At 56.0% G+C, this 2,086-nt stretch carries 1 pseudogene; it reads right to left on the minus strand.

Going from position 1 to position 2,086, the window contains the following annotated elements:
• Positions 1-139: 139 nt before the first annotated feature.
• A pseudogene (mobQ, locus tag H7U37_RS14720) lies at positions 140-1,846 on the minus strand (MobQ family relaxase).
• Positions 1,847-2,086 lie beyond the last annotated feature (240 nt).

Genomic DNA, 2,086 nt, shown 5'->3' on the forward strand with positions numbered 1-2,086 from the left:
TAGCTTCCTGACTCCTTTATCGTAAATATCTTGATCATATTCTTGACTTTGTCAGGAAACCTTAACCTATCGATTCCTGTCGATTACACAGAATTTTCTGGGGTCTCCAAGCGCATTTGACAGAGATAGAAAGAGTTTTTTATCTCACATCTCGTCCTTGATCCTTGCGCTTTCCCTTGTTGGAAATCTGCTGCTCCTTCTGCGCCTGGCGCACCATTCTCCGTACTGCCTGCCGCTCAATATCCTCATGCAGCATACGGGAAACCGCCTTTTTGCTGTCAAACATCAGCAGTGGGCTGTACTTCTCGCCGTAAACCTGCTGTGCCCGGTTCTCCGCTTCCTGCTCCTTGTCGGGGCGGATGGCTTGTCTTGCTTCATACAGCTGCACCGGGTCGAAGCCCTGGGCCTGCTCCCGAAGCCCGGCATACTCGTTCAGGGCAGCGTCCAGCTCGGCAGAATATTTCTGTTCCTGTTTTTCCAACCGTTTCAGGCTCTGCTCCATGGCAGCGATGTCTTTAGGAAATTTATCGGCAGCATCTTCCTCGGAATATGCCAGCGACGCCAGAAGCAGATTCTTTTCCGAACGCAGTTCCTCCAAATCCTCTGTCAGAGCCGCAATCTTTGCCGCCAGTTCCCGGTGTCGGAACACATGGACAGCAGAGAGCGCCTTTTTCTCGGAAAGCAGGCTGCGGCGCTCTTTTGTCTTATCCCGAATGTCCTTTGCCAGCTGGTTGTACTGTGTGAGGGCAGGGCGCAGCGTATTCAGCGAAGTGTTCAGGCGTTCCTTGCCCTTGCGGAGATACCCCAGCTGATAGCAGAACAGCAGCAGATTTTTACGCAGATTTTCCATGGCCTCGGCAAGCGCCGGGAGGGTGGCTTTGACCGTCTGCACCAGCTTTTTGACCTGTCCTCTCAGCTCCCGGAGCAGGGCATTGTCGGCCTTGATCTGCCGGTTCAGTTCGCACCGGTCAGAAATGATGCCTTTTTTCTCCATGGCTCTGGCAACCACACCCTCATGAACCGTAGGCCGCTCCAGCAGCCCACGCTCGGCATGGCTGCGGTGGTCGATGCGTTCTTCGTGCCCGGTGCGCTCCAGATAGCGGTTTGCCACATCCGCCCATGCAGCCCGCCACAGGACAAGCTGCTCGTCGCTGTTCCAGCGTTCCGTGATGGGATTTTGCCTGCCATATTTGGTGCTTTTGGGGTACTTGGACACCCGTTCATAGCCCTGCGTCTGCGCTGCGGACGGGGCCATATACACCTTCTTTTTGCCCACTTTGTACTGGTACTGCTTCTCCCAGCCGTCGGCCTGTCCCTGTTTGAACTCAGCAGCGGTGAAGCCCCGTTCCTCGCCGTCTTTGACGCAGAGATATTCTTTCTCAGTCTTGTACTACCATTTTCCCTTTTCATCCAGTGGGCGCACCGTCAACAGGATATGGGCATGGGGATTGTGTCCGGGAGGATACGGGTCATGGATGGCAGCATCGGCGCACATTCCGTCTGCCACGAACTGCTCCTTGATGAAATCTTGCAGGAGCTGGATTTGTTCCTCTCGGCTCAGTTCTATGGGCAGCGCCGCTACAAATTCACGGGCGAGGCGGCTGTCCTTTGCGGTTTCGGTTTCCTCCACAGCGTTCCACAGGGTTTCCCGATCCAGCCACTCTGCGGGGGCGGTGGCTGGCAGAAAAACCTGCCGCCACTCAAGACCCTGTTTGCGGGTGTAGTCGTGCTGCACCCCGTCATACTCGTTGAGCATCCGGGAACAACTCAGATAGGCCGCAGCAGCCACGGCGGAGCGCCCGGCTCCACGACTGACCATCTTGACCTCCAAATGATAAATCGCCATTGTCTACCGTCCTTTCCGAAGGGCTACTGTGAAACGCAGCAGCCCTTCTTCCGTACTCGATTACAACAGGTACGTCGTGAAATGCGACGTACCACCAGCAGGGGTGGAGCGAATCGTCCCACCCCTGTATCTGTGTCAAGCTGCCGGTGGCAGGTTGACGCAGGCAGGCGGCGGGATGGGGTGGCAATATACCACCCCATGAACAGGGGCTTCCAAAACGGAAACCCCTGCGCCGACTGC

The organism is Pseudoflavonifractor phocaeensis (genome assembly GCF_016901735.1).
Taxonomy (GTDB): domain Bacteria; phylum Bacillota; class Clostridia; order Oscillospirales; family Oscillospiraceae; genus Pseudoflavonifractor_A.